This window comes from Bacillus sp. GM2 (assembly GCF_056155945.1).
The window spans coordinates 1,220,474-1,241,492 of sequence record NZ_JBRKSZ010000007.1; the positions used below are offsets into that span (position 1 = coordinate 1,220,474).

The 21,019-nt window shown below is 45.0% G+C and carries 21 protein-coding genes and 1 riboswitch; of the genes, 19 read left to right on the forward strand and 2 right to left on the reverse strand.

What is annotated here, in order from left to right:
* Positions 1 to 51 precede the first annotated feature (51 nt).
* The 5 genes from ACVC9U_RS07115 (at position 52) to ACVC9U_RS07135 (ending at position 4,619) form a co-directional block, all read left to right on the forward strand.
* Positions 52 to 864: a polysaccharide deacetylase family protein gene (locus tag ACVC9U_RS07115; protein WP_441390397.1), complete on the forward strand. Its 813-nt coding sequence runs from the start codon at positions 52 to 54 to the stop codon at positions 862 to 864.
* Positions 858 to 1,772: an LCP family glycopolymer transferase gene (locus ACVC9U_RS07120; protein ID WP_145653132.1), complete on the forward strand. Its 915-nt coding sequence runs from the start codon at positions 858 to 860 to the stop codon at positions 1,770 to 1,772. The genes ACVC9U_RS07115 and ACVC9U_RS07120 overlap by 7 nt, the downstream gene beginning before the upstream one ends.
* Before the next feature lie 271 nt (positions 1,773 to 2,043).
* Positions 2,044 to 2,628, forward strand: a complete 585-nt coding sequence (sigX, locus tag ACVC9U_RS07125) for an RNA polymerase sigma factor SigX (RefSeq protein WP_003183073.1) — start codon at positions 2,044 to 2,046, stop codon at positions 2,626 to 2,628.
* On the forward strand, positions 2,564 to 3,670 hold the full coding sequence (locus ACVC9U_RS07130) for an RsiX protein (RefSeq protein ID WP_441390400.1): 1,107 nt from the start codon (positions 2,564 to 2,566) through the stop codon (positions 3,668 to 3,670). The genes sigX and ACVC9U_RS07130 overlap by 65 nt, the downstream gene beginning before the upstream one ends.
* 124 nt (positions 3,671 to 3,794) lie before the next feature.
* Positions 3,795 to 4,619: a M23 family metallopeptidase gene (locus ACVC9U_RS07135; RefSeq protein WP_441390402.1), complete on the forward strand. Its 825-nt coding sequence runs from the start codon at positions 3,795 to 3,797 to the stop codon at positions 4,617 to 4,619.
* A 48-nt stretch (positions 4,620 to 4,667) separates the two neighbouring features.
* Here the strand turns inward: ACVC9U_RS07135 and serA are convergent, their stop codons facing one another.
* Positions 4,668 to 6,245, reverse strand: a complete 1,578-nt coding sequence (serA, locus tag ACVC9U_RS07140; RefSeq protein ID WP_441390404.1) for a phosphoglycerate dehydrogenase — start codon at positions 6,243 to 6,245, stop codon at positions 4,668 to 4,670.
* Between the two features lie 253 nt (positions 6,246 to 6,498).
* Positions 6,499 to 6,632, forward strand: a riboswitch (FMN riboswitch).
* A 154-nt stretch (positions 6,633 to 6,786) separates the two neighbouring features.
* Here serA and ACVC9U_RS07145 point away from each other — a divergent pair.
* Positions 6,787 to 7,368: an ECF transporter S component gene (locus ACVC9U_RS07145; protein ID WP_145653138.1), complete on the forward strand. Its 582-nt coding sequence runs from the start codon at positions 6,787 to 6,789 to the stop codon at positions 7,366 to 7,368.
* 137 nt (positions 7,369 to 7,505) lie between these two features.
* Here the strand turns inward: ACVC9U_RS07145 and ACVC9U_RS07150 are convergent, their stop codons facing one another.
* On the reverse strand, positions 7,506 to 7,754 hold the full coding sequence (locus tag ACVC9U_RS07150) for a ferredoxin (protein WP_003183064.1): 249 nt from the start codon (positions 7,752 to 7,754) through the stop codon (positions 7,506 to 7,508).
* 263 nt (positions 7,755 to 8,017) lie between these two features.
* Between ACVC9U_RS07150 and ACVC9U_RS07155 the strand changes: the two genes are divergently transcribed.
* The 13 genes from ACVC9U_RS07155 to ypeB all read left to right on the forward strand — a co-directional run bounded on the left by ACVC9U_RS07155 (position 8,018) and on the right by ypeB (position 20,869).
* Positions 8,018 to 9,076: a YpbB family protein gene (locus ACVC9U_RS07155; protein ID WP_145653140.1), complete on the forward strand. Its 1,059-nt coding sequence runs from the start codon at positions 8,018 to 8,020 to the stop codon at positions 9,074 to 9,076.
* Positions 9,069 to 10,565, forward strand: coding sequence for a RecQ family ATP-dependent DNA helicase (locus ACVC9U_RS07160; RefSeq protein ID WP_145653142.1), 1,497 nt, complete (start codon positions 9,069 to 9,071; stop codon positions 10,563 to 10,565). Before ACVC9U_RS07155 ends, ACVC9U_RS07160 begins: the two co-directional genes overlap by 8 nt.
* Complete coding sequence (locus ACVC9U_RS07165; RefSeq protein ID WP_145653144.1) at positions 10,559 to 11,203, forward strand: CPBP family intramembrane glutamic endopeptidase; 645 nt, start codon at positions 10,559 to 10,561, stop codon at positions 11,201 to 11,203. The genes ACVC9U_RS07160 and ACVC9U_RS07165 overlap by 7 nt, the downstream gene beginning before the upstream one ends.
* The gene (locus tag ACVC9U_RS07170; RefSeq protein WP_441390408.1) at positions 11,145 to 11,933 is read left to right on the forward strand and encodes a LysM peptidoglycan-binding domain-containing protein; all 789 of its coding nucleotides are present in this window, start codon (positions 11,145 to 11,147) and stop codon (positions 11,931 to 11,933) included. Before ACVC9U_RS07165 ends, ACVC9U_RS07170 begins: the two co-directional genes overlap by 59 nt.
* A gap of 121 nt (positions 11,934 to 12,054) precedes the next feature.
* The gene (locus ACVC9U_RS07175; protein WP_276578966.1) at positions 12,055 to 12,444 is read left to right on the forward strand and encodes a YpbF family protein; all 390 of its coding nucleotides are present in this window, start codon (positions 12,055 to 12,057) and stop codon (positions 12,442 to 12,444) included.
* 80 nt (positions 12,445 to 12,524) lie between these two features.
* Positions 12,525 to 13,310, forward strand: a complete 786-nt coding sequence (locus ACVC9U_RS07180) for a metallophosphoesterase (protein WP_326455500.1) — start codon at positions 12,525 to 12,527, stop codon at positions 13,308 to 13,310.
* 153 nt (positions 13,311 to 13,463) lie between these two features.
* Positions 13,464 to 14,048: a genetic competence negative regulator gene (locus ACVC9U_RS07185; RefSeq protein WP_020451981.1), complete on the forward strand. Its 585-nt coding sequence runs from the start codon at positions 13,464 to 13,466 to the stop codon at positions 14,046 to 14,048.
* Positions 14,049 to 14,242: 194 nt separating this feature from the next.
* Positions 14,243 to 15,517 (forward strand): Glu/Leu/Phe/Val family dehydrogenase, encoded by a 1,275-nt coding sequence (locus tag ACVC9U_RS07190; protein ID WP_020451980.1) that lies wholly within the window; start codon positions 14,243 to 14,245, stop codon positions 15,515 to 15,517.
* An 89-nt stretch (positions 15,518 to 15,606) separates the two neighbouring features.
* Positions 15,607 to 16,572: a YpdA family putative bacillithiol disulfide reductase gene (locus ACVC9U_RS07195; protein ID WP_441390410.1), complete on the forward strand. Its 966-nt coding sequence runs from the start codon at positions 15,607 to 15,609 to the stop codon at positions 16,570 to 16,572.
* Positions 16,573 to 16,680: 108 nt separating this feature from the next.
* The gene (locus ACVC9U_RS07200) at positions 16,681 to 17,649 is read left to right on the forward strand and encodes an asparaginase (RefSeq protein ID WP_020451978.1); all 969 of its coding nucleotides are present in this window, start codon (positions 16,681 to 16,683) and stop codon (positions 17,647 to 17,649) included.
* Positions 17,650 to 17,728: 79 nt separating this feature from the next.
* On the forward strand, positions 17,729 to 18,397 hold the full coding sequence (prsW, locus tag ACVC9U_RS07205) for a glutamic-type intramembrane protease PrsW (protein ID WP_023857465.1): 669 nt from the start codon (positions 17,729 to 17,731) through the stop codon (positions 18,395 to 18,397).
* 185 nt (positions 18,398 to 18,582) lie between these two features.
* Positions 18,583 to 19,500, forward strand: coding sequence for a spore cortex-lytic enzyme (sleB, locus tag ACVC9U_RS07210; RefSeq protein WP_371268733.1), 918 nt, complete (start codon positions 18,583 to 18,585; stop codon positions 19,498 to 19,500).
* A 16-nt stretch (positions 19,501 to 19,516) separates the two neighbouring features.
* Complete coding sequence (ypeB, locus tag ACVC9U_RS07215; RefSeq protein WP_441390413.1) at positions 19,517 to 20,869, forward strand: germination protein YpeB; 1,353 nt, start codon at positions 19,517 to 19,519, stop codon at positions 20,867 to 20,869.
* Positions 20,870 to 21,019: the final 150 nt, after the last annotated feature.

Here is a 21,019-nt window from a genome sequence, read left to right on the forward strand (position 1 = left end):
TTACCAAAAAAAGATCATAAATTGAGCGCACTAGGAAAATTAGTGCTGGGTATGTTGATTGTACTGGGTGTCACTTTGTTATGCATTTCTTGGAATGTACTTGCCGGTCCAAAGCAGGAACCGCTAAAAGAAAATTCCGCCGCTTCAGCACCGGTGACGGGAGGCAAACATAAAGCAGAGAAAAAAGAAAACAAGCAAACAGCGCCGGAAATCGGAAAGGTCGTCTATTTGTCATTTGACGACGGGCCGAATCCTGCGGCTTCAGATAAAATCTTAAGTTTGCTCGATAAGTATCATGCAAAAGCTACTTTTTTCATGTTAAAACCGAATATTGAACAAAATCCCGATATAGTGAAGAAAATGGTTGAAAACGGCCATTCTGTCGGCTCTCACGGAGTGACGCATCAAGTATCGAAAATCTATAAATCTCCTGAAAGCTTTGCAGCAGAAATGAACGATACGCTGAAAACGATCAAAGAAACGACCAACGTTGACACACATTTGATCAGATCGCCTTACGGATCAAAGCCTTACATTACCGGTCCATTTCAAGAAGTCATTAAGCGCGACCACTTTAACCTCTGGGATTGGACTGTTGATTCAGAGGACTGGAAATCTGCAAATACGAACGGTCAATTCGTGAATAATGTGATTCAGCAAGTCAATAACCTTTCCGGAGTTGAGCCGCTTGTCGTATTAATGCATGAAAAACCGACGACTGCCGCCCATTTGGAGAAACTATTGAAATACTTCCAAGAAAACGGTTATGAAATGAAGCCAATGCATGATTCGATCAAACCGGTTCATGTTCAGATGGAATTAAAAAATATGAGATGCATGAACAAGGAAGGGATACTATGGTGAAAATGAGAAAAAGAAAACTAAAGATGAAAAATGTGATATTGTTCGCCCTCGCGCTAGTGATAACGATTGGCAGTGTGGTTTCATACGGGATTTACCGTACCGTCGCAAAATCAATAAATGGAATGTACGAGCCTCTTCACCGGGATGCCGAGCAGAAGGATACTGCTCCGCACGATCCTATATCCATTCTCTTATTAGGGATAGATGAGCGCCCCGGTGATAAAGGACGACCGGATTCTCTGATTGTGATGACGATTAACCCGGAGACAAAGAAAACGACAATGACAAGTATTCCGCGTGATACAAGGGTGTTTATCAAATCGAAGAATAAATTTTCGAAAATGAATTCGGCTTACACCTATGGAGGAATTGAAGGGACCGTTGAAACTGTAGAACAATTTTTGAACATTCCAATCAATTATTATATTAAAATCAATATGGATGGGTTTAAAGATATTGTAGATGCAATTGGCGGCGTTACGGTGGATAATCAGATTGATTTCACCCTTGAAGGCGTGCATCTGTCAAAAGGGAAGCAGCATCTTAATGGCAAAACTGCTTTGACATATGCTAGGATGAGAAAAGACGATCCCCGCGGTGATTTTGGACGTCAAGAGCGTCAGCGTGAGATCATCAATGAAATCATTCATGAAGGTGCTCAATTAAAATCATTAACAAACTACCAAGAGATTTTGACAGCTTTAGAAAAAAACATCAAAACAAACTTAACACTGGACAAGATGATCGATATTCAACATTCTTATAAAGAAGCTGCCAAGGATATTAAACAGATAGAAATTGAGGGTGAAGATAAAAAAGTTGACGGCCTATGGTATCACCTGGTGACTGACGAAAAGAGAAAGGAGATTTCCAAAAAGCTTCGCCAACAATTGGACTTACAGTCATAAACGGATGAAAATCAGTCCATTTCAAAGGATCCGCCTTAAGGAACGTTCCGATTATGAGTATACGAACACAGCTTAGTGAGAAAGCGGAAGTTCCTATAGCTTGGCACCTGTTCATTTAGAACGGGTGCTTTTATGCTTGTTAAGTTAAAATTAAGCTTAACTTTAGTTAAACCCCCTTTCCATTTTCATATGTTCGTAATATAGTTGTAATAGTTGTAATGTAACCTTTTAAGATTGACAAACGACAATAAATTGAACGGAGGGGTTTCAGGTGGAAGAAACCTTTCAGAAAATATATGATCAGTATCATCAGGATTTATTTCAGTTTTTATTTTATATGGTAAAAGACAAAAACCAGGCAGAAGACTTAGTTCAGGAAGTATACATCCGCGTCCTGCATTCTTATGAAACATTTGAAGGCAGAAGCAGTGAAAAAACCTGGCTTCTTTCGATTGCGCGGCACGTTGCGATCGACTGGTTCAGAAAGCAGCAGACGATCCGCCAGCGGATTTTGGGGACGTTTGACTGGGAGAAACAAGATGTAAAAGACCGCAAGCCTCTGCCTGAGGACATCGTGATGCAGAATGAAAACCTGAAGGAAATTTTCGAGGCCCTTGACAAGTGTACGCTTGATCAAAGATCCGTTATCGTATTGCGGTTTATCCAAGGGTATTCGATCAGTGAAACAGCAAAAGCCTTAAATTTTTCCGAAAGCAAGGTAAAAACCACTCAGCATCGCGGTCTGAAAGTGCTTCGTAAACAGATGGAGCTTTTGAAGGAGGATCCAAAGAATGAAGAAGTCAGAATGGAACGAAGAACGGCTGAAGGCGTTACTAAGCCAACTTCCAACGGTTAAGGATAATCGTTCGGCAAATCAGATCTATCAAAAGCTGATTCTCGCACCAAAGCGTAAATCACCGAAAAAACGGGTCGGCGCATTTGCTGCTACAGTTTTGGTTCTCTTTCTTCTGATGCTGATCACTCCTCAATTAATCGAACAGATCAGATCTCAAAACAGCGCCGACGCCAACATTTCTTCTGACGGAAAATTGGTGCAGACGGAGGCTGATGCTGCCAAGTCTGAACCTGTAAATACGTATGTCGTCTCCCAGAATCAAAAAGACGACTATATCACCTTCGCTTTCCTTGATGAGTCCAAGTCTGTCGTTGTCCCGATAAGTCTCGAGAAAAGCATAAGCATGACGAATCTTGAAGATGCGCTTCACGCGTACAGCCGGCTTAAAGTGGACCAATTTACATCATTTGATACATCTTATCTTGATCAGGTGAAGTTCAAAGAACAGAAAAACAGTAAAAAACTGACGATTCAAGTAAATGAAAAAATACCGGAGCTTTCAGTGGAAGATTTCGAACGGCTGAAAAATGTGATCAATGAAACCTTTAAATGGGGTTCATATGATTCTGTTTTGTTTATTTCCGATGATAAATCTGGCGTTGAATTTGAATCATTCGGAATGCTCGCCGATATGGCGATTATGCATCAGACGCAAAAAGGCTACTATTTATATGAAAGCTCTGACGGACGCCGGTTCCTTGCACCTTCAAGCGAATCTTACGAAACGGTGCAGGAAGCGATAAAGATGATGAAAAATAAAGAAAGCGGCACTCATTTACAACCCATTCTATCCGATGATACGCAGATTGAAGATATTCAAAAGAATGGAAAAGAACTGATCATTCAATTTTCTTCCTCCGCGAATATTAAAAATAAACCTGAAGACGTTTTGATGGTTGAAGGCCTTCTATTGACCGCCAAAGATTTCGGGTTCACAAAAGTGAAATTTAAAAATGCATCCACAACCAAGGTCGGTGCCTATGACTTGTCGAAATCTGTACAGGTTCCGTACGCACCGAATCCGATAACGATAGAAAGCTAAAAGACTCCCTGCGAGGAGTCTTTTTTTGATGTATAAAATGTATTGATTTGGAAGTATACTAAGCTGTCTCCGAATAGGGGGGAATATTACCGCAGATGCTTGTAATAGGAGGATATGGAAAACCTTGAAGATACTCAGACAGCAAAACTTCCTGTTCGCGATCGCATGGCTTTCGGGGCTTGCGTTTCTCGTCATCACGCCGGGGGCGGCAGCTTCAGAGTGGATTGAACCGATTAAAGGGGAGATCACAGATCAATTCGGGACGAGAAACGGAAAGCATAAGGGGCTTGACATCGCCGCTCCTGAAGGGGAAGCTGTAGCGGCAGCCGCAGACGGAACGGTAAGCAAATCGTATCAATCGGACTCCTACGGCCACGTGATATTTATCAAACATGACAACGGATATGAAACCGTTTATGCCCACTTAAGCAAACGCCTGAAAAAGGAAAAAGAACGGGTGAAAAAGGGCGAGCAAATCGGAATCATCGGCAATACGGGAATATCGACCGGAACCCACCTGCATTTTGAAATGCATCACGGTTCATGGACTAAAGATAAAAGATATGCAATCAATCCGCTGACGGTGCTTCGTGAAGAAGCGTTCCGGCAAAATTCTGTCCACGTTCATCAAAACACCGGGACAATGAGCGGTGCGGTAACTGTTCAAAAAGGGGACACGCTCTGGAAAATCAGCAAGGATAGCGGTATATCAATCGAGGAGATCATGAGAATAAACGGGTTGAAACATTCGAAGCTTAAGGCCGGCCAAACACTCCGCCTTCATGACGACGAACCGAAGACCGGCACATATGTGGTGCAGAAAGGGGATACGCTTCATCATATTGCTGAAAAAATGGGCGTTACTGTCCGGCACCTCAAAGAATGGAACGATTTGAAAGGAGAGCAGATTTATCCCCGCCAGCTGCTTGAGATCAGGGAGAGTTCCTAAAAAAAACGGAACCCGAAAGGAATTTCTTTCAGGTTCCGGGGCTTTTTATTAAGGAAGATCGATGACTTTAACAGACACGATATCCGGGATGTTTTTCAGTTCATTTAAAATGTCGTCCTCAAGGTGGCGGTCAAATGAAAGCATCATGATCGCTTCTCCGCCTTTTTCTTTTCGGCCCACCTGCATAGTGGCGATGTTGATGTCATGGTCGCCTAAAATTCGTCCGACATGGCCGATAGCCCCCGGTTTATCCTGGTGGTGAATATACACAAGGTGTCCAGCCGGATAAAAATCGATATCAAAGCCGTTTAAGGCAACGATGCGACCGCCGAAGTGCGGAATGTACGTCGCTCTTAAAGAGAATGTCGTCACATCTCCGGTGACAGTCACAGAAATGCAGTTTTCATAGCCTGACTCATTGGAAGAAATTTTTTCGCTGAAGCTGATGCCGCGCTCTTTCGCGACAGTGCCGGCATTCACTTCGTTGACGGTAGCCGCGACCCTCGGCTTCAGGAATCCGGCTAAAAGGCTTTTCGTAATAAATGACGTTTCAAGCTTGGCGATAGAGCCTTCATATTGGATGGCTACATCTTGAACAGGCTCATTCATGCACTGGGACACAAGGTTTCCGATCGTATTGGCAAACTGATGATAAGGCTGGATTTTTTCGAATGAATCCTTTGTCATGGCCGGAAGGTTGATCGCGGACATCACAGGATTTCCTTGCGCATACTGAAGGACTTCTTCGGAAACTTGTGCAGCAACATTCAGCTGGGCTTCTTTCGTTGAAGCGCCCAAGTGAGGAGTCGCGACCACAAGCGGATGATCGATCAGTTTTGAATCGACCGGAGGCTCGACTTCAAACACGTCGAGGGCAGCGCCTGCGACATGTCCGCTTTCCAAAGCTTCCAAAAGCGCCGCTTCATCGATGATGCCGCCTCTTGCACAGTTCACGAGACGCACGCCTTTTTTCGTTTTTGCGATGGTTTCTTTGTTCAAAAGTCCCTTCGTTTCTTTTGTGAGCGGGGTATGAACCGTAATAATGTCGGCGCATGCCAGAACTTCTTCAAAACTGTTCGCATTAACGCCGAGCTTGCTTGCCCTTTCTTGAGTCAGGAACGGGTCAAATACATGAACGGTCATGCCGAACGCTTTTGCGCGGCTCGCGATTTCGCTTCCAATGCGGCCCATTCCGATGATGCCGAGTGTTTTTCCGTAAAGCTCTGAACCGACGTAAGCCGAACGATTCCACTCCCTTGATTTAACGGAGATGTTTGCCTGCGGAATATGTCTCATTAACGCTGAAAACATTGCAAAAGTATGTTCAGCAGTTGAAATTGTATTTCCATTTGGCGCGTTTACGACGATGACACCGTGCTTTGTCGCCTCGTCAATATCGATATTGTCGACGCCGACGCCTGCTCTGGCAACGATTTTTAGCGAAGTCATCTTTTTAAACAATTCTTCGGTCACCTTCGTGGCGCTCCGCACCAAGAGAGCGTCAAACGTATGAAGCTCGTTTTCCGCTTCCGCAACATTCTTTTCTACAATTTCAATAAAATCTGCTTCCATTAATGGTTTGAGGCCGTCGCTGGACATTTTATCTGAGACCAATACTCGAAACATGTAAGATTTCCTCCTAAATAAGCGTCATAAATATCTGATAATTTACCATATTCCATAAAGGGTGTCAATGAGTTTCGCGCGGAAAGACGAAAATTAAAAATGAAATAACTGTGAATGTGCGGTTTTTAGCGTGTGGGAAAAGTGAGTTTGCCGAAATATCCTGAAGGACGTCCCAAAACAGCTTAATAAGCTTTGAATCTGTACATTTTTTCACAATTCATTTATAATAATATCAGTATCAAAAATAAATAAGATCAATCTTCGGGGCAGGGTGAAATTCCCTACCGGCGGTGATGAGCAAGCGCTCTAAGCCCGCGAGCCTCTTAAGGGGCAGGATTCGGTGCGATTCCGAAGCCGACAGTATAGTCTGGATGGGAGAAGATGGAGGTTCCGTGCGTTTTGAAATGATATTTTCAAACGTTTATTTGACCTGTCTGTAAAACAGCCCCGCTTTTTCAATAAAGCGGGTTTTTTGTTTAGGGCAGGGGAAAGAACCATTCCTCTTTTCGTGAGATGTGATCGAAAAGGAGAGAGTGACAAAATGAAACACAACAAGGTGAGACGTCTCGTCTCAATCAGCATGCTGAGCAGCATCGCATTTATTTTAATGATGCTGAGCTTTCCGATCTTGGGGGCATTCCCGTATTTAAAAATCGATTTCAGTGATATCCCGGCACTGCTCGCTGTTATTTTGTATGGTCCGGGAGCCGGAATTGCCGTTGAAGCGATCAAAAATGTGCTGAATTACTTTATTGCCGGAAGCGCCTCAGGCGTTCCGATTGATCAGGCGGCTAACTTCATTGCCGGAACATTGTTTATCCTGCCGGCAGCTGTGCTGCTTAAAAAATCAAATTCTGCCAAAGGGTTTGTCACAGCTCTTTTCGCAGGAACGCTTGTGATGGCCGTTTCGATGAGCATTTTAAATTATCTATTGTTTCTGCCTGCCTACACTTGGTTTTTAAATGCTCCAGTGCTATCGGGAGAAGCGCTCAAAACCACAGTTTTGGCCGGAATCCTGCCATTTAATTTCATCAAAGGCATCGCTGTGGCTCTCGTGTCCACGCCGATTTTCCTTTCGTTGAAGCCGCGGCTGAAGGAAAACGTCCGCATGGCCGCCAAATAAATAGACATGAAAATGCCCGGCACAGTGCCGGGCATTTTCAGCTGCAGAAGGAGCCGGCTTCTTTTTGCTTGTTGGCGAAGCACTGCTTATCTGATAAAAAAACATCCGGCACTTTGTGCACCGGATGTTTTTTTGCTTTATTCGTGTTTAAGCGGGTCGCCTTCGAACGGCTCATCCGCAACTTTGATCGAATCTGTAGGACAGCCTTCAAACGCGTCCATCATGTCTTCTTCCAAGACGTCAGGGACTTCGACGACACCCTGATTGTCGTCAAGGGTGACAAATGCGATTCCCTCATCGTCGTAATCATAAATATCAGGAGCCGCAGCACCACAAGCTCCGCATGCGATGCACGTATCTTTGTCTACAATTGTATATTTTGGCATGAATAAAAAACCTCCCAGATTGTTCTTCGTTGGAACAAATGGTTTAACCCTCTATCTATCCGATATGAAACCTATTCCCATTCCTTATTGTAATGGTGTTAATCTTACATTTCAACTCAAAAATATTGAGAATGCTTATCACACAAGGGTTCTACTGCTAACATACCCCTTTTATATGAGTTTAAACGTCGATTTCTCCGCAAAATCTGTTAAAATAAAAAGAAGAAAAGATCGAATGTTGCCGGAAGATTGTAGGTGATGATATGCCGGTTCATTTTTTTGACGCCATTGTGCTCGACATTCTGTCATCCATGAAGGGTGAGCGTTCTTCAAGCGCGGTCTATCATTTATTAAAAGGAAAAAGGTCGTCACAGACGATACAGGACGCCGGTTTATTTGCCGTTTCAAAATACTTCGGCTTTTGTTCGGCTCTGTCCAGAGAGCAGGTGACAGTCAGCGTTCAGCGATTGAAACAGGAGTCTTTGGTCAGAGAAAAAGCGGAAAGCGGCGCTTACATCGTCACCGAAAAAGGAGAAGCGGAACTTGCCGGCTTTTTTGCCCTTTACCCGTGGCCCTGCCATTTTCACGGAGGCTATTATCAGGCGGCAGCCAAAATCATGTGGGCAAGGATGTCGCTTTTGATACAAGTGCTCTCCAACAAACTTTACCGCGAACGCGTGTATTTGCCGATCGTAAAAGATTATCAGATTCAGAACTGGGTTAAACAATATTTAAGAAACCGGAATGCCGCTGAAACAGCAGCCCAGTTCCACCATGAGCTGAAAGAGAAGCTGTCTGTTTTGAACGATGATGAACAGGCCGCTATTTTTGTCCACTCCCTGACTTCCGGGGCAAAAGCGGGCTATACATTTAGACAGCTTTCCGAAAAAATGGACCTTGATGAGTGGTACATATATGCACTGTTTTGGGATGTTCTGCATCATTTTATTCAATCCGCCCAAAATGGTGAAAGTCCGCTTTTTCAAACGCTCATTCAGGACATTCCTTTAAAGGATGGCCTGACACAATCGACGAGAAAAACGCTTTTTCTTATAAAAGAAGGGCATACAATAGAGCGGATCGCAGACATTCGAAAGCTGAAATCGGCGACGATCGAGGATCACATTGTGGAAATTGCCATTCATGATCCGTCTTTTTCCATCGATCAGTACGTGTCGAAAGAGGAGCAGAAAATCATTGCCGATTATGCGAAAGCGAACCAAACCAATAAAATCAGACAAATTAAAGAGGGGCTCGGCGGCCGCTACAGTTATTTTAAAATCCGCCTGGCCCTGTCGAAAACGGTGATCAGGAATGGATAAACTTCATCAGGCGCTCCGCCGGTATTTTGGTTATCATACTTTTAAAAACGGCCAGGAAACGATCATCAAAAGCGTGCTGGAGGGGCGGGACACGGTGGCGATGCTTCCGACAGGAGGCGGGAAATCGCTGTGCTACCAGCTTCCCGGGCTGTTGAAAGACGGAACCGTCCTGATCGTCTCACCGCTTTTGTCTTTAATGGAAGACCAGGTGCAGCAATTAAAGATGCGCGGAGAGAAGCGGGCTGCGGCCTTGAACAGCGCTTTGACACACCAAGAAAAAAATGACGTATTAAGTCGGCTTCACAGCCTCAAATATCTGTATATTTCACCAGAAGCGCTTCAGTCCGGCCAAATGCTGAAAAAGCTTCAATTGCTCAATGTCAGCCTTTTTGTCGTTGATGAAGCTCACTGTATTTCACAATGGGGGCATGATTTCAGGCCTGATTATTCGAAGCTTGGAGACATCAAGGCACTCCTCGGTCATCCCGTCACCCTGGCACTTACAGCGACGGCAACCGAAGCGACATTGAAGGACATTTCCAATATGCTGGGGCTTAAAGGCGCCAATTATTTGATCCATTCCGTTGATCGCCCGAACATTGCGCTTCATATTGAAAAGTTGCGGGATACCGCTGAGAAGACGGAGCGGCTGACAGGGCTGGTTCAAAAGCTGCAAGGTCCCGGTCTTGTTTATTGCCCGACAAGAAAATGGGCTGAAGAACTGGCTGACAAGCTTCGTGATGAGACAAAATTGAGAACGGGATTTTATCATGGCGGGATGGAGGCAAGCGACAGGATGCTGATTCAGCAGCAGTTCATCCGCAACCAGCTTGATGTGGTCTGCTGCACGAACGCCTTCGGTATGGGAGTTGACAAGCCTGATGTCAGATATGTGATCCATTTCAGCCTCCCGCAGACGACAGAGGCGTATCTGCAGGAAATCGGACGTGCGGGCAGGGATGGAAAGCAGAGCGTCAGCATTTTGCTGAAAGCTCCGGGAGACGAGGAAATCCAGGAGCAGCTCATTCAAATGGAAGCTCTCTCTCAAAGTGATATCGGCTTTTTATACGAAAAGCTTGCCGGAGTGAAAGATGAGCGAAGCCGGCGGGAAGTTCTGCAGCAGGCCGGTTTATCAGAAACGCAAGCCCGCCATTTTCTACATCTTTATCAGAAGGTGCATCACCTGGGCGGCGACGGCCGGGCGGCCATTCAGAGGGAGATGGACAGCCGCAGGGAGCTCAAGTTGAAAAAAGCGGCTGGGTTCGCCGCCGTCACCGAAAGCGAAGGGTGTTTCAGGGAAAGCTTGCTCGCTTATTTTAATGAACAAAAAGAACCGCTGGAAACGGATGACACAGCGTGCTGTACATCCTGCGGTTTAAGTCTTGAAGCATACGAAGTCAAAGGAGACCGTCCGTCTATGAACAAATTGACAGCGTGGGAAGAAGAATTAGATGCCATTTTTGCCGCCAGCTGTGATCGTGTATGCTGAAAAAACAGTCGGAAATTATACGTCGCCTGTCAGACAGGGAAATGCTGAAACAGCTCTATTTTTCCCAGATGCTGATGCTTTTTACCGCATTATTGATGGGCATCTTTTTATTTGATGATGCAGACGCTTTTTTGTCGCTTTGGAATCCATCGGATTTGAGCATCTTGAAGTACGGGGCGCCGCTCGCGGCTCTCGTGATTATCGCCGACCTGATGGTGATGAAATGGGCTCCGAAGCATATGTATGACGATGAAGGGATAAATGAAAAGCTTTTTCGTGAACGCTCGTACCCGCATATCGTGATTCTTACCCTTTTCATTGCATTTGCAGAGGAAATATTGTTCAGAGGCGTTATCCAGACGCATTTCGGTCTCTGGGCAGCGAGCATTATTTTCGCGATTTTGCATTTTCGTTATTTGAAAAAATGGCTGCTGTTTGTAATGGTTGTGTCCATCAGCTTTTTGCTCGGATTGAGCTTTGAATGGACAGGGAATTTATTCGTTCCTGTTACGGCACACTTTTTGATCGATGTTGTATTTGCGTGCCAGATTCGTTTTCAACACGTAAGGAGGAGTTCGCATGACGGAGATGTCAAGGATAGAGAGGAAGAAGAAGGAGCAGGAGAAGGCCCGTGCTGAAATAAGCCGGGAGGCGGCCGCGGCTGTTGAACTGAAGACACCTGATGATGACATTCCTTCCAGGCAGACATATCATAAAAAAAAGAAGCACAGCAAAAAAAAGAATAAAGACAGAAATCCGCTATTCACGTCACTTGCAGTCATGTTTGTTTTCATTCCGATCATCGTCTTCGTGGTGTTTATGTACATGCTGAATCAAGGCGAAGGCGGCGATTCCAACTCTGATCAGTATGATAATGTGTTTTATGAAAACAAATCCGGTGAGACGGGAATGACGAATGAAAATCAAAACGGTGAACAAGAAGCGGATCAAAAGGCGGCTTCGCAGCATACAGCCGCCGCCCTTCAAGAAGAAAAGCTGAAAGAGAGCAAACAATCGGAAAATAAAGAGGATGAACCGTCAAAAAAAGACGAGCAAAAGCAAAAAGAGCAGCCTAAAGAGGCAAAAAAAGCTGAGGAGAAGCCTGTCGCTGCAAAGAAGCCTACCGCACCGAAGCAGCCTGCGGTACAAGAGAAGAAAACGGCAAGCGCAGCTCAAACGCCGCCAGTTCAGCAAGCGCCGCAGCCCAAAAAGGTGCTGAAGCACACGGTTGGCGAAAAAGAGACGCTTTATCGGATTTCAATGAAATATTATAAGAACCGGTCAGGAGAGGAAAAAATCCGCAATTATAATCAATTATCAGGCAACAATGTCTACGCCGGCCAGGTTCTGAATATCCCGATTTATTAACAATGGCATGATTTTGCCCGCGAATACATATACATTGTACTATCAAATAGGACAAGGTGTGAGGACTGTGGGAAGCGAGCTTGAAGAGCTGAACCGTTTTACGGACGAACCGACGAAACAAATGCTCCGCGCCTTAATTAAAAGGAAGAAAAAGTACGAAAACTATGCCAGACAGACATTCAGGTGGCAGGTGCTGGCGGCGATATGTGCGGTTTCGTTTTGTTTGTTTGCAGCGTCAAAAGGGCTCGGGCAAAACGGCTTCCTTTCCGGCTTGCTGAATGACTCCGTCTACCTGCTTTGGATTTTGTCGGCCGCTTTTGCATACAGCACCGCTTACTATTTTAAAAAGAAGGAAGAAAAAGCAGAAGGGGAATTTCATAAGCTGAGATGCGAGATTATTCAGAAAAGCACGGATTTATGGCCCCAGCCTGAAGAGTGGAAATCAAGGGAAACGGTTTTTAAGATCATGAAACAGCAGTATGACATTAATCTTTATTTCGAAAGCAAATAAAAAAGACGTTTTCTTATTAAAAGAAACGTCTTTTTGCATAAAGCCGTCTTATGATAAACAAAACAGATTGGAGAATGCACATGATCTATTGGCTCAGTCTGGCTTCGGCCGTTTTCATCGGTTTTGCTGCTTTAGTGTGGAAAATGTCAGGTATCGCGCGAGAAAACCGGGTATTGAAAGCCGAGTTTTCGCTCAGGCGCCTAAATAACGAATTGACCGTCTTTTTTATTTCGGATATTCATAGGCGGACAGTCAGTGAAGACATTATTCGTGAAGTGAAAGAACACGGGGTTCAGCTCGTCTTGATCGGCGGCGACTTAGCGGAGGGCGGCGTTCCTTATTCGAGAATTGAAGAAAATATCAAAAGGCTTTCAAGTTTGGGAAAAACGTATTTTGTATGGGGAAATAACGATTATGAAGTTGATCAGGAAAGGCTGCAGGAAATATTCAGGGCACACGGCGTAACGCCTTTGCGCAATGCTTCGGTTTTGCATGACCATCAAGGACAAGCCGTCAATATTTGCGGAGTGGATGACATCAGGCTCGAATTGGATGATTACCCGGCAGCGCTCAGAGGCGTGCAGCAGGATTTTCCGACCATCCTTGTGTCACATAATCCGGAGATTCATCATCAAATACAGGAGACGGACGGTATTGATCTCATATTGAGCGGTCATACCCACGGAGGACAGATTCGCCTCGGCAGATTCGGGCTCTGTGAAATCGGAGGAACCGGAACCGTTCATCAGGCGCCGTACTTGATCAGCAACGGCTATGGCACATCGAAGCTTCCGCTACGGCTGGGAGCGAGGCCGGAAACCCATCTGATTAAGCTGGTCCCGGAACCCTGCATGGAAGGAAACTGATGCTTTTTCACTGAAAAGGAACGAAAAGGCGGCATTGTGCTTGTCTTCCGCCCAAACACAGTGTAAACTGGTATCAAAATTAAGAACCTATGACTCATCATCTCCATATAATAAGATATATGATGTGTGCAAGAAGAGGCAGGAGGGAACGTTATGCGGCTTGAGCGTCTAAATTATAATAAGATCAAAATCTTTCTGACACTTGACGATCTGACAGACCGGGGGCTGACGAAAGAAGACCTTTGGAAAGACTCATTTAAAGTTCAGCAGCTGTTTAAAGACATGATGAACGAAGCGAATACAGAGCTCGGGTTCGAAGCGAATGGCCCAATCGCTGTTGAAGTGTATTCTCTTCAAGCACAAGGAATGGTCATCATTGTCACAAAAAATCAAGAAACAGATGAAGACGATAATGAGTATGATGAGGACTATATTGAAATGCAAGTCAAACTTGGCGAAAGTGTTGACATTATATATGAATTTCAAACGTTTGAGCATCTGATTGAACTTTCCAAAAACCTGGACCGCATCGGTATTCAAGGCGGGACAGTCTACCACTATGAAGACAGGTATTTCTTAAGTCTCGACGATTTTGACTCCCATGAGGCTGACGGCGTGATTTCGATTTTAGCCGAATATGGGAATCCGACGACTTTAACGATTTACAGGCTTCAGGAATACGGAAAGAAAATCATGGAAAACAATGCCGTTCAGACCATTCAGACATATTTCAAATAGCCCGCATTCAAAAAAGATATTCTGCTGTGTTAAACAGCAGTTTTTTTCTGCCGAAAATAAGAATATAAAAAAAAGATTTTTCTCGAATATTTTCACGAAAAATGGTTGATTGTTCTTTGCATGATTAGTGCAAGGGTGTATACTATTCTCTGAAAGGACAACATGCCAGAAAGACTTTAGGAGGTTAACTTATAATGGTAGCCGATCAAAACACCGGTCATACTGAAGAAAACACACATGACGTTTTGAAATCAACGCAAACGGTGATACATAAGGCGCTTGAAAAATTGGGGTATCCTGAAGAGGTGTATGAATTACTAAAAGAACCGATCCGTTTTTTAACGGTGAAAATTCCGGTTCGCATGGACGATGGATCTGTTAAGATTTTCACGGGCTACCGAGCCCAGCACAATGATGCAGTAGGGCCGACAAAAGGCGGCATCCGTTTTCATCCGGGAGTTACAGAAAAAGAAGTTAAAGCGCTTTCTATTTGGATGAGTCTGAAATGTGGCATCATCGACCTTCCATATGGAGGCGGAAAGGGCGGGATCATCTGTGATCCGCGGGATATGTCCTTTCCTGAACTGGAACGTTTAAGCAGAGGGTACGTCCGGGCGATCAGCCAAATTGTCGGACCGACAAAAGACGTGCCGGCTCCCGATGTATTTACCAATTCTCAAATCATGGCATGGATGATGGACGAATATTCAAGAATCGACGAATTCAACTCGCCGGGCTTCATTACCGGCAAACCGCTCGTTTTAGGTGGTTCTCACGGCAGAGAATCTGCGACAGCAAAAGGGGTTACAATCTGCATTAAAGAGGCGGCGAAAAAGAAAGACATCGACATTGAGGGAGCTTCTGTCGTCGTGCAGGGGTTCGGAAATGCGGGAAGCTACCTTGCGAAATTCATGTATGACGCGGGTGCAAAAGTTGTCGGCATTTCTGATGCATACGGCGGCCTGTATGATCCTGAAGGGCTTGACATCGATTACCTGCTTGACCGCCGGGACAGCTTTGGGACGGTCACAAAGCTGTTTAATGACACCATTACAAACAAAGAACTGCTGGAACTGGAATGCGACATTCTGGTGCCGGCTGCAATAGAAAATCAAATTACCGCGGAAAACGCCCATAACATCAAGGCGAAAATCGTTGTCGAAGCAGCCAACGGCCCGACGACGCTCGAAGCGACGAAAATTCTTTCCGACCGCGGCATTCTTCTTGTACCGGACGTGCTGGCAAGCGCCGGCGGTGTAACCGTATCGTATTTTGAGTGGGTGCAAAACAACCAGGGATTCTACTGGACTGAAGAAGAAGTTGAAGAACGTTTGGAAAAAATGATGGTCAAGTCGTTCAACAATATTTACGAAATGGCGCACAACCGCAGAATCGACATGCGGCTTGCAGCCTATATGGTGGGCGTCCGCAAGATGGCGGAAGCATCCCGCTTCAGAGGCTGGATATAGGTTCAAACATTTGCAACAACCCAAAAAATCTCCTATCATAAAATAGGAGATTTTTTGATTTGCCCGATATGACAGGAGATGAACGGAACATGAAAGAAGAAAAAGTGATCATTATCGGCGGTGGCCCCTGCGGGCTTTCAGCAGCTATTCACATGCAAGAGATCGGAATAGATGCACTCGTCATTGAAAAAGGAAACATCGTCAACAGCATTTATCAATATCCTACACACCAAACCTTTTTCAGCTCAAGCGAAAAACTTGAAATTGGCGATGTCGCTTTTATTACTGAAAATCACAAGCCGGTCAGAAATCAGGCGCTTTCTTATTACAGGGAAGTCGCCAAGCGGAAAAATTTGCGGATCAACGCGTTTGAGAAAGTTCAATCCGTCACAAAAACAGAAAATAACCAATTTGTCGTGGAAACATCAAAGGATACGTATTTGTCGTCATTTTGCGTGATCGCAACGGGATATTATGACAACCCGAACTATATGAACGTCCCGGGAGAAGACCTTCCGAAAGTGTTCCATTATTTTAAAGAGGCTCATCCGTATTTTGATAAAGATGTTGCGGTTATCGGCGGGAAAAACTCAAGCGTCGACGCGGCGATGGAGCTCGTTAAAGCGGGCGCAAGAGTTACCGTTCTGTACAGAGGGAACGAATATTCCTCCAGCATCAAACCATGGATCCTTCCCGAATTCCTTTCGCTTGTCAAGCACGGAAAAATCAGAATGGAATTCCGGGCGGTCGTCAAAGAAATTACGGAAGAAGAGCTGATTTTTTCTGTCGACGGAAAAGAGACCAAGATCAAAAATGATTTTGTATTCGCGATGACAGGCTATCACCCTGATCATGGCTTCCTTCAAAAAATGGGAGTCGAAATTGACGCGGAGTCGGGCCGTCCTTCCTTTAATGAAGAAACGATGGAGACGAACGAAGAAGGCATCTTCATCGCCGGCGTTATTGCGGCCGGGAACAACACAAATGAAATCTTCATTGAAAACGGACGTTTTCACGGCGGCTTAATTGCAGCTGAAATTGCTAAACGAATATAAAACCAATATTTTATGATTTGTATCAGGCAAAAGAGAGCATATTCTATATATAGATGTGCTCTCTTTTTTTATCGGCACACAGATCAACATGAAAAGGGGCAGCCTGACATGAAAAAGAAAGTAGCTCTTATTACAACAGGAGGAACGATCGCCAGCCGGAAAACTGAAAGCGGCAGGCTTGCGGCAGGGGCGATCAGCGGTCCTGAATTAGCTGAAATGTGCAGCCTGCCGGAAGATGTCCAGATCGATGTCTATCCGGCGTTTCAGCTTCCGAGTATGCATATTACATTTCAGCATTTACTAGAACTCAAACAAACCGTCGAACGCGTTTTTCAGGACGGCAGCTATGACGGCGTGGTTGTGACGCATGGTACGGACACGCTTGAAGAAACCGCTTATTTTTTAGATTTAACCTTGCAGGATGAGAGGCCGGTCGTTGTCACAGGCTCACAACGAGCCCCCGAGCAGCAAGGAACAGATGCATATACAAATATCAGACACGCCGTTTATACAGCGTGCAGCCCAGATATAAAAGGAGCCGGCACGGTCGTTGTTTTTAACGAGAGGATCTTCAACGCGCGCTACGTAAAAAAAGTGCACGCTTCGAATCTGCAGGGTTTTGACGTATTCGGCTTCGGTTACTTAGGGATTATTGACAATGATAAAGTATACGTTTATCAAAAGCCATTAAAGCGGGATGTTCATCAGCTGCAAAGACCGCTTCCTGAAGTGGATATCGTCAAATGCTATCTGGATGGAGACGGCAAGTTTATCAGAGCCGCTGTCCGCGAGGGTGCAGCAGGGATCGTCCTTGAAGGAGTCGGAAGGGGACAGGTACCGCCGAATATGGTGGGCGATATTGAGCAAGCTTTACATCAGGGCGTTTATATCGTCATCACGACGAGCGCAGAGGAAGGCGAAGTGTATACGACCTATGACTATGCGGGCAGCAGCTATGACCTCGCAAAAAAAGGGGTCATCTTAGGCAAGGATTATGACAGCAAAAAAGCGAGAATGAAACTGGCCGTCCTTCTTGCAAGCTATGAAGAAGGTATAAAAGACAAATTCTGCTACTAGGCGGCCCGTTCTTTTTCAATTTCAAAACAATCAGAATCATGGTAGGATAGAATGAGATGAAAAGGAAAGAGGTTTCCTCATGTTCGGAATTATCTCAGCAGGCTTAGCTCCCGGAATCGCACTGTTAATGTATTTTTACTTAAAGGAAAAATATGAATCCGAGCCCATTCATATGGTCATCCGCCTTTTTATACTGGGGGTCTTGCTCGTTTTTCCGACGATGTTTATCCAGTATGTATTGGAAAAAGAACACATTTCTGAGGGCAGTTTTGTCGTTTCATTTTTAACTTCCGGCTTTTTGGAAGAATTTTTAAAATGGTTTTTGCTGATGGTCAGCGCTTTTCAGCATATCGATTTTGATGAACACTATGACGGGATCGTATACGGGACAAGCCTTTCATTGGGGTTTGCGACGCTTGAAAATATATTGTATCTCATCGGGAACGGGGTGGAGTACGCTTTTATGCGCGCTTTGCTTCCGGTTTCCAGCCATGCCTTATTCGGAGTGATCATGGGCTTTTACATCGGCAAAGCCCGTTTTTCCTCAAGTAAAACAAAGATGAAATGGCTGTTCTGCTCGCTTTTTATTCCGGCTTTGCTTCACGGTCTCTACGATTATATTCTGCTTGCCTTAAAAAACTGGATTTATTTTATGCTGCCCTTTATGGCGTTTCTTTGGTGGTTCGGCTTGCGCAAAGCAAAAAAAGCCCGTTCCGTCAAAGCCGGCGGGCAGTCTCTTCAGCAATAGCCGCCTCGAGCATAGGCGGTTTTTTTCATTTTCTGTCCGGCATATTTACCTAAAGTTGAAACAGAAAGGAAAGCGTGTATAAAATCTGCCTCTCTACAAAAGATATGGGTACAAAAATGCTGGAGGAGGCTTAAAACATGAAGTCGAAAGGTTCTTTTTGTTTGAATGTCATTTTATGTACCATTATGGCAACCAGTCTTTCACTTCCATTCAGTCAAAAAAGCGCTGCCTTTTCTGAACAGGTGATACAGCGGGGGGCGACAGGGGATGATGTGATTGAACTGCAGGCAAGGCTTCAATATAACGGCTATTACAATGGCAGAATTGACGGAGTATACGGATGGGCGACATACTGGGCCGTCCGCAATTTCCAAAATCAGTTCGGCTTAAAGGATACAGACGGCCTGGTCGGGCCGAAAACAAAACGATTTTTAATCAATCATACTAAATATTACAGCGACTACGTGCACAGACAACTTCGAAAAGGAAACCAATTTACACATTACGGCGGACTGCCGCTAAAGTATCAGACGAAGCCTTCAAAAGAAGTGCAGCAGCAGGCGAGAAAAAAGGCGGAAGCAAGACAGCAGCAGGGCGCACAGCAGCAGGGCACTGCCCAAAAGCAGCCGCAGCAAAAGCAGCAGGCCGCTCCTGCACAGCCGAAAAAACAAGCGCAGCCAAAGGCTGCACCTAAACAGCAGGCGCCTAAAAAACAGGATGCCGTTGCAGCCAACATGCCGGGCGGTTTCTCGAACAACGACATCAATCTGTTGGCCCAAGCGGTTTACGGTGAAGCGCGCGGAGAACCGTATGACGGCCAGGTTGCTGTTGCAGCCGTTATTTTAAACAGGCTCGACAGCCCTACCTTCCCGAACACGGTGGCTGGTGTTATCTTTGAACCGCTTGCATTTACAGCTGTCGCGGATGGACAGATTTACATGACCCCGGATGAAACGGCGAAAAAAGCCGTTCTTGACGCCATCAATGGCTGGGATCCGTCAGAAAATGCGACTTACTACTTTAACCCTGACACGGCCACTAGCTCATGGATTTGGGGCAGACCACAAATTAAAAGGATCGGTAAACACATTTTCTGTGAATAAAAGCGAGGTGCTATAAATGATCAGAGGAATTTTAATCGCACTTTTAGGTGTCGCCATCGTCGGAACAAGCTATTGGGGCTATAAGGAACATCAGGAGAAAGACGCCGTTTTGCTTCATGCCGAAAACAACTATCAAAGGGCATTTCACGATTTAACTTATCAGGTGGATCAGCTGCATGACAAAATCGGGAGCACACTTGCGATGAACAGCAAAAAAACCCTGTCTCCCGCCTTGGCGGAAGTATGGAAGACGACTTCTGAAGCGCATAACAATGTCAGCCAGCTGCCGCTGACCTTAATGCCGTTTAACAAGACAGAAGAATTTTTGGCAAAGGTCGGAGATTTCAGCTACAAAGCAGCCGTGCGCGACCTTGACAAAGAGCCGCTTAATAAAAAAGAGTACGCTTCTTTAAATCAGCTATATGAAAATTCAAAGGATATACAAAATGAATTGCGTAATGTCCAGCATTTGATTATAGACAAAAATCTGAGATGGATGGATGTAGAGCTTGCGCTCGCGTCCGGCCAAAAACAAAGCGACAATACGATCATTAATGGATTTAAAACCGTTGAAAAAAGCGCAAGTGCGTTTTCTGATACGGATTTAAGCGCGACAGAGATGACGAACACGAAAAAAGAGCAGCAAGGGTACGACCATTTAAAAGGCAAGAGAATAACCGAAAAAGAAGCGTGCAAGATTGCCCAAAAATTCGCTCAGGACAAAAATTACAATATCAAAGTGTCGAAAAGCGGCAAGAAAACGAACAGGGATGTATACAGCATCAGCATGCAGGACCCTGATCAAAAAGCGGATATTTATATGGACATTACCGAAAAAGGCGGATATCCGGTTTATCTGATCCAAAACAAAAAAATTAAAGATGAAAAAATCAGCCTGAACGACGCGTCGAACAAAGCCCTTCAATTTTTGAAAAAAAACGGCTATAAAACCGAAGACCTGAAGATGGATGAAAGCTCGCAATACGACGGCGTCGGCGTATTTTCGTTTGTTCCGGTCCAGGACGGCGTCTGGCTCTATCCGGACAGCATCCGCATCAAGGTCGCGCTTGACGACGGCGAAATTACCGGATTTAATGCAAAGGATTTCTTAATCTCCCATAAAAAAAGAGACTTGCCGAAGCCGAAATTAACGCTTGAAAAAGCGAAAGCAAGCCTGAATCCCAACGTAAAGGTTCAGGAGACGCGCCTTGCTTTAGTCACAAACGAGCTTTCACAAGAAGTGCTCTGCTACGAAATTCTCGGCACGATTGAAAATGATACATTCCGCATGTTTATCAATACCGAAGACGGCACGGAAGAGAAGGTCCAAAAAATGAAAAGTGCAGAACCGATATATAACGATTTGTAAAACGATAGATCAGAGGGAAAAGGCGGATACATGCCTTTTCCTTTTTAACATTCGGAATAATTCGTCCTAAACATTTCCATACTGAACGTATGGGCGGAACGTCCGCCGGTGAAAATTGAACATGCCCGGTGCCATAAACTTTCCGGGCAG